This window comes from Allobosea sp. 05T422_2, assembly GCF_056396265.1.
In genome coordinates, this window is the sequence record NZ_JBFTLD010000013.1 from 47,525 (window position 1) to 54,381 (window position 6,857).

Annotated in this window: 8 protein-coding genes and 1 tRNA gene; 4 read left to right on the forward strand and 5 right to left on the reverse strand. The window is 63.3% G+C overall.

The features are described from left to right. Window positions 1–17 precede the first annotated feature (17 nt). From AC1DJT_RS04505 to AC1DJT_RS04520, 4 genes are all read right to left on the reverse strand, one after another. Window positions 18–992 (reverse strand): ketopantoate reductase family protein, encoded by a 975-nt coding sequence (locus AC1DJT_RS04505; RefSeq protein ID WP_441508196.1) that lies wholly within the window; start codon window positions 990–992, stop codon window positions 18–20. Between the two features lie 71 nt (window positions 993–1,063). Beyond that, window positions 1,064–3,064, reverse strand: coding sequence for an AI-2E family transporter (locus AC1DJT_RS04510; RefSeq protein ID WP_441508197.1), 2,001 nt, complete (start codon window positions 3,062–3,064; stop codon window positions 1,064–1,066). A 216-nt stretch (window positions 3,065–3,280) separates the two neighbouring features. Next, on the reverse strand, window positions 3,281–3,856 hold the full coding sequence (locus AC1DJT_RS04515; protein ID WP_476833613.1) for a transglycosylase SLT domain-containing protein: 576 nt from the start codon (window positions 3,854–3,856) through the stop codon (window positions 3,281–3,283). A gap of 396 nt (window positions 3,857–4,252) precedes the next feature. After that, window positions 4,253–4,328 (reverse strand) — tRNA-Ala (locus AC1DJT_RS04520). 118 nt (window positions 4,329–4,446) lie between these two features. On the opposite strand from AC1DJT_RS04520, the gene AC1DJT_RS04525 reads away from it, so the two are divergent. The 4 genes from AC1DJT_RS04525 (at window position 4,447) to AC1DJT_RS04540 (ending at window position 6,579) form a co-directional block, all read left to right on the forward strand. Beyond that, entirely contained in the window at window positions 4,447–4,737 is a 291-nt protein-coding gene (locus AC1DJT_RS04525) for a YggT family protein (RefSeq protein ID WP_441492532.1), read from the forward strand. Window position 4,738: 1 nt separating this feature from the next. Continuing rightward, complete coding sequence (locus AC1DJT_RS04530; RefSeq protein WP_441508199.1) at window positions 4,739–5,056, forward strand: DUF167 family protein; 318 nt, start codon at window positions 4,739–4,741, stop codon at window positions 5,054–5,056. Window positions 5,057–5,127: 71 nt separating this feature from the next. Beyond that, window positions 5,128–5,826, forward strand: coding sequence for a carbonic anhydrase (locus AC1DJT_RS04535; protein ID WP_441508200.1), 699 nt, complete (start codon window positions 5,128–5,130; stop codon window positions 5,824–5,826). A 90-nt stretch (window positions 5,827–5,916) separates the two neighbouring features. After that, entirely contained in the window at window positions 5,917–6,579 is a 663-nt protein-coding gene (locus tag AC1DJT_RS04540; protein ID WP_441508201.1) for a cold-shock protein, read from the forward strand. Between the two features lie 71 nt (window positions 6,580–6,650). On the opposite strand, the gene AC1DJT_RS04545 is transcribed toward AC1DJT_RS04540, so the two are convergent. Beyond that, window positions 6,651–6,806, reverse strand: a complete 156-nt coding sequence (locus AC1DJT_RS04545) for a hypothetical protein (RefSeq protein ID WP_476768755.1) — start codon at window positions 6,804–6,806, stop codon at window positions 6,651–6,653. Window positions 6,807–6,857: the final 51 nt, after the last annotated feature.

Consider the following 6,857-nt stretch of genomic DNA (forward strand, 5'->3'; position numbering starts at 1 on the left):
TTCTGACCTCGCCCCGATCATTGTCCCCATCGCTGCTGCCAGGCATTGGCCGCCAGGGCGCCAACGCACTCGATCAGYGGCGTTGGCACGCCCGTCCTGCGACCGAGTTCCGCAACAGCGCCGACAATGGCGCCAAGCTCCAGCGGGCGCCCCGCCTCCATGTCCTGCAGCATCGAGGTTTTCACACCGATCAATGTCGGAGGGAGTTCGAGGCGTGCCTCAAGCTCTGGCAGATTCTCGACCCCGAGCGCGGCGGCAACCGCGACACACTCCGCCATGATCGACTTTGCGACGGCCCTGACCGCAGGATCTCCCACGATCTTGTCGACCGTCGCCCCGGTCACGGCCGAAAGCGGATTATAGGCTGCATTGCCGAGCAGCTTTTGCCAGACCTCAGTCCGGATATCTGCGCTCTGCTCGCTATCGACCCCGCCCGCTCTCAACAACGCGACGACGTCTGCCAGCCGGCTGTCATGCGGCTTCAATGGCTCGCCGACAACAAGACGCTTTCTGCCGTTCCAGGCGATGACGTTCGGCGCGGGCCGGTTTGCACCGATATAGACGACGCAGCCGAGAACCTGACCGGCTGGAATGGAGGTCTCGATCGCACCGCTCGCATCGACCGATGCCAGCCTCCGGTCGCCGAACTGCGTTCCCAGACCTTGCAGATACCACCAGGGAATGCCGTTCAGCATCGGCAGAACGATCGTCGATGGCCCGATCAGGGGCCGGATCGAATCGAGACCGCTCGCCCAGTCATGAGCCTTGAACCCGACCAGAACGAGATCCTGGACCCCTGCGGAGGCTGCATCGGCGGCGACCTGCACCGCCACGGTTTCGGTCCCTGAGGGAGACTGGAGCGTCAGGCCCTCCGTTGCGAGCAGAGCAGCGGTCTCAGCGCGCGCAATGATAACGGGCCGCTGACCCGCCTGGGTCATATGCCAGGCAACAACCCCGCCGATCGCTCCTGCTCCAACGATTGCAACGCGCATGGTTCCGCTCACTGATGGACGATCGCCACGACTATAGGGGAGCGTGCTCGGTGCGATAGCGTAGGCCTGTCCTAGCTCGAATGTCCGGCGGACATGGTCGCCAAGTTTCCTGACATTCCGATGTCGGGCACACTCGACTCCTTGGCCATGGAGGTGTCTGTGTTGCGCATCGCGTGCGTCAAGCAGGCATTGCTCATGCCGCGAAGGCTCGTTTCGACCTCGTCGGCGAGGACCGCCGTCTTGAGTTGGGCCGCCGAGCCCGCTGCTGGCGACAAGCTGCCGAGGATGATGATCGTGGATGGCAGCCTGCGGCGCAGGCGCTTGATGGCGTATTTCATATGAGCGGAGCTCGTGCCGTCGAGATAGCACAGGCAGATCAGGGCGGGTTGATCCGCTGCCAGCGCGGCGAGGTTATTCGTCGAGAGCGTGTCTGCAGGCAGTACGCGGGCCGGGAGCCCATGCTTGCTGAGGATCTGCGCCAGCATCAGGGCAGCAGCCTCATCGAGCTCCGATTGGGCGGCGACGCAAACCACCCGGTCTTCACCGCGGAAGGCCTTCCCCAGGTTTTCCGATGCCAGCATCGGCAGGTCGGCTGAACTTTCGACCTCGTCAGTTTCTGCGATTGCTGCTTCTGCCTCGGGGTCGTTGGTCGTTTCTCCGACTGCAGGATTGCGGTCATCATGGTCTGCGAGGTCATCGACGACTTCCCGCACGGTTTCCAGGATCCGTGCCTGTCGTGTCGCATCAAGGACGCCGCGCGCCGCGTCGCTGGCTGCCAGACGCAGACCTTCCAGGGCGACTTCGTCATAGTAGACGGAGAGGGAGCGCTCCTTGAGAACCTCTTCGGCCTTGTCTGCTGCCTCAGCGGGATCCCCGGCGAGCACACGCTGATAGAAGATCTCGGGAGCGGACAGTGCTGGCCGATCTCCCAAGAGGACATCGAGAAACTCAAGCCGCTCGACATGACGGCCCAGGACCACGAGGCAAACCGTCAGCGGGGTCGCAAGGACCAGCCCGATCGGCCCCCACAACCACGTCCAGAACGTGGCCGCAACGACGATCGCGACAGGCGAAAGCCCCGTCGAGCGGCCATAGACCAGCGGTTCGACAACATGACCGGCGAGCGGCTCGGCAACCAGAAACAGCGCGGCTGTCCAGGCCAGCATGGTCCAGCCGGGATCGACGGATGCAGCGATCACCATTGGGAAAATCGCGGAGAGGATGGCGCCGAGATAGGGAATGAAGCGAAGGATCGCCGAGAGAATGCCCCAGAGCAGGGCGCTCGGGACGCCGATCATCCAGAGCCCGGTGCCGATGACGAGACCGAAGCCGGCATTGAGGACAAGCTGGGTCAGGAACAGCCGGCTGAGGCGGCGAGCGGCGTCGTCGAATGCGGCTGTGGTCTTCTGAAGATCATAGGTTCCTGTCAGCCGGATGAACCTGTTCCTCAGATCCTCACGCTGCAGAAGGATAAAAACGACGAAGATCAGGACGATACCCGTCGTCGTGAGCGGATGGATGAGGGGAGTGAGAAAGGCTCGCAGTGTCTCCAGCGCACCTGGCTCTGGCTGGTGAACCTCGACCGGGATCGGCCGCGCGTCCGGGGGGCGGACCGTCGGGTCCAACGGCGAAGCGTCCTTCTTTGGCCTATCGAGCTCCTTGCCCAGATCCTGCAGTACGTCCGCCGCGCGCGAGAGGACACCGCTGCCTGGGCCGGCCCCCCGCAGCGAAGCGATCTTCTCCCGCATCGTGCTCTGATAGACCGGGAGCTCTCCGGCGAGCTGGGTTGCCTGGTTGACCATTGCCACGGTCAAGGCGCCGAGCGCCGCGAAGGCGATGAGAACGACAGTGATGACGGCGAGCGAACGGGGAACCCGAAGTTTCTGGAGCCCTTTGACGAGTGGCGCGAGAACAAAACTGAACAGGATTGCGAGAGCAATCGGAACGAAGACATCGCGCCCGAGATAGAGCGCCGTCACGATCAAAGCGCCAATGGCAACATTGCCAAGGCCACCATCGATCGCCCGAGCGGGCGCCGCCCGAGAGGGGGCGAGAGGCGCGATCGGACGCATGAATTGGTTTTCCTCGGCCACGTTTCATCCACTCAGCAGTAGAAGGTGCGCGCTGTTGGTCACTGGTGGCTGAACGGGAGATCGACCCCGATGTTCCAATAGGTCTACCGATGCACCTGCCTCTCAGTGTCCGAGAACGATCTCAGACGTGCGCAGGCCCGTCCGGGCGCGAGAACGGCGGGTGACGGACGTCCTCAGTCGCATGGCCTAGCTTCGCTAACGAGCCTCGGGAACTCTGTCCGTCGCGTGGCGGGATTTGGCTAGCCGCGTACGGTCCTTGCCGAGACCGGTTGCTTCGAGAAGCCCCTTCCGCTTGGCATCGTAATAGTACCCGTTGCGATAGTAGCGGTCGGCGCGGGTCTGGTCGCGATCGGCAACGAGCCAGGCTCCCCGGAGATATTTGAGCCCATAGGTGAGATTGAGTTCGGGATCGAGCAACCCGGCCGCCGGGCCGGCATAACCCATGGTTCGCGCCGTCGCGTGTTTGATCTGCATCAGGCCGAAATGGCCATTCTTCTGGGCGGTGGGGCGATAGTTGCTTTCGCGCTTGACGATTCGACGGACCCAATCCGCAGGGAGTTCGTAATGCGCGGAATGTCGTTCGATAAGTCGGTCGATTCCCGCGCGGTCCGAGCCCGGTTGCGCGTCAACGGGCTGTTCGCTGGAGTAAGCGAGCGGTTTCGCTGCCTCCGCGGAAGCGTCGTMCGTGGTGGTGCATCCCGCAATCCCGGCAGACAGCAGGATGATACCGGCTGCAACAAGACACCTTTGCCAAGACAATCTGGCCTCCATCAGCTGATAAACCTGCTCGCGGGGACGCCAACAACTCCTGATCCTAGGCTCAACTACCCCAGGCTCCAAAATACGCGGACTTGCGGCAACTCTGCGGCGGTCGATCTGGACACGCGACGGGTGGCTTCCTGCCCAATGACGCTCGATACTTGGTTCGGGGATTTGGGGAGGCCGGTCCAGCTGGAGCGTTCGAAGTTAGCTACGCTCCCCCTGTCATCCCGCCAGCGTCGGCAGGACTGCGGAGCAGATTGATGAAGCAATCGGGCAGTCACCCATTGGCCGGGAAGAGGCAACGAAAAAGCTGGCTGGCGAACCAGGAGCGCCCATGTGCACGCGCCGTGACGTCGGCTGCGTCAGGCCCTTGTTTCTTCTAGCTTTATTCCACCAGGAAAAGCCTGGTGGAGCTGAGGGGATTCGAACCCCTGACCTCTGCAGTGCGATTGCAGCGCTCTCCCATCTGAGCTACAGCCCCAAGGCGCTGGCCTTCTAGGCCTTGCGTCGCGTGAATGTCAATCGCCTGCGCCGGGAGTTTTTCGGCGATGGCGAAATCTTTCCGCGTCACCAGCCTGAAGACGACAAGAGGAATGTCGATGCGTGCCGTTCTCGACGTGGTGATGCTCGCGCTGAACATCTACACTTGGCTCCTCATCATATCAGCGGTTTTGAGTTGGCTGATCGCCTTCAACGTCGTTAATACCCGCAATCAGTTCGTCTCCTCGGTCTGGGATTTCCTCTATCGGGTGACCGAGCCGGTGCTCAGGCCGATCCGGAACATGCTGCCCAATCTCGGCGGTATCGACATCTCGCCGATCATCCTGCTGCTGATCATCTTCTTCATCGAGCGCGTGATCGAGCGCTATCTGTACCCTGCCGTATTCTGAGATGGCCGTTCCCTGGACGGCGACGCCCGGGGGATTGCGGCTGAGCGTCAGGCTGACCCCGCGCGGTGGGCGCGACGGGGTCGACGGCATCGAGGTCCTCGCGGACGGCCGTGCCGTGCTCAAGGCACGGGTGCGGGCCGCGCCCAGCGAGGGGGAGGCCAATGCAGCGCTGATCGCCTTGCTGGCGCGCAGCCTGTCGGTCTCCCGTTCCGCCGTGACATTGGCTGCCGGAAGCACGGCGCGGCTCAAGACTCTGCTGGTTGCGGGGGAAGCCGACCTGCTCGCGGTGCGGCTGGAACAGCTTCTTGCGGCGGGCTAGGGGCTCTTCGCTCCTCCCGCGCTGCACAAATCTCTTGACGAAGGCGGCCAGTTCCTGTCCGAACAAGGGCAATGGACACACCCCAGTCTTTTCCTGAGCGGCTCACGGAAGGCTATCGCGCCTTCCTCGACGAACGTTTCTCGCGCGAGAAGAGCCGCTATGAGGAGCTCGCCGAAAGCGGCCAGACTCCCAAGATCATGCTGATCGGTTGCTGCGACTCGCGTGTCGCGCCCGAAACCATCTTCGATGCGCGCCCCGGCGAAATGTTCGTGGTGCGCAACGTCGCCAATCTGGTTCCGCCATTCTCGCCCGACGATCAGCTGCACGGCACCTCGGCCGCGCTCGAATATGGCGTTCAGGCGCTGAAGGTCGAGCATATCGTCGTGATGGGCCATGGCCGCTGTGGCGGCATCCGCGCCTTTGCCGATGATGCGCAGGGGCCGCTTTCGCCCGGCGATTTCATCGGAAAATGGATCACGCTGATCAATCCGGCAGCACAGCGCAGCGGCGGCCGCGGCCGCAACGAGGACCTGGAAACCTATGTCGAGCGCCTGGCGCTGGCCTCGATCCAGCAATCTCTCGCCAATCTGCGGACGTTTCCCTGCATCAGCATCCTCGAGGGCAAGGGCCGGCTGAAGCTGCACGGTGCCTATTTCGCCGTCGCGACCGGCGTGCTGATGGTGCTCGATGCCGCGACCGGACAGTTCGTTCCGGCCATTGGCGAGATGCCCAAAAAGGTGCAGACTATCCGCTGCAGCGAAGCCGGATGAGGGCGAAAATTTAGCTGCTCCGCCCCCCATGACGGCGGGCGCGGCTTGCGCTAGATTGTCGCTTCCCGGTCACTGATTTTTGAAGCTCGCATGTTCGATCGTCGTAAGCCCTCGGCTCCCGCTCCCTTCGTCACCCACGAAAATATCGAAGCCAAGATCAAGTGGTTCGACCCTGAGAAGGGCTTCGGATTCGCGTCTCCTGCCGACGGATCCGGCGACGTTTTTGTGCATGTCTCGTCCATCGGTCCGCTCGATCCGCAGGATCTGCAGCCGGGTGCGACGATCGTTGCCGATCTCGGCGAAGGCCGCCGCGGTCTTCAGGTCGTGGCCGTGCACGAGATCGACGCCTCGACCGCAACGCCCGCCGCCCCGCGTGGCGAGCGTGCTCCGCGCCCGTTCTCGCCGCGCCCGCCGCGTGACGATTTCGGTGGTGGCGGCTATGGCGGCGGCGGTGGTTATGGTGGCGGTGGTGGTGGCTACGGTGGCGGTGGTTACGACCGCGGCGATCGCGGCGGCTTCGGCGATCGCAACAGCGCCCCGATGGAAGGGCCCTATGACGGTGCCGTCAAGTTCTTCAACTCCGATCGCGGATTCGGCTTCATCGCGCCTGACAATGGCGGACCGGATGTGTTCCTGCATGTCAGTTCGCTGAGCCGCAGCGGCCTGCAGCCGCCGATGGACGGGCAGCGCGTGCGTTTCTCGATCCGCGCCGGCAAGAAGGGCCCGGAAGCTGCGAACGTCAGTTTCATCTGATCGTTGCTTTTGCACCGACCTGATCCAAGGCCCGCCGGTTTGGCGGGCCTTCTCTTTTGGGGCGGTAGGAGTCAAGCAAAAGCGCCCACCGCGGGGTCATAGAGCCCGCGGTCGATCGCCTCCGGCTCCCTCTCGACCTTGCTCTCCCGGATCAGCTTGCCGCCCGCATCCATGACGCAGACGCTGGTKGTGCGAACAGACACATCAAGACCGACGAACAGCTCCATGGCAGGCCTCCTGACCGGTTGGATCGATGGAGCCTGACCGGAAGACCGCTC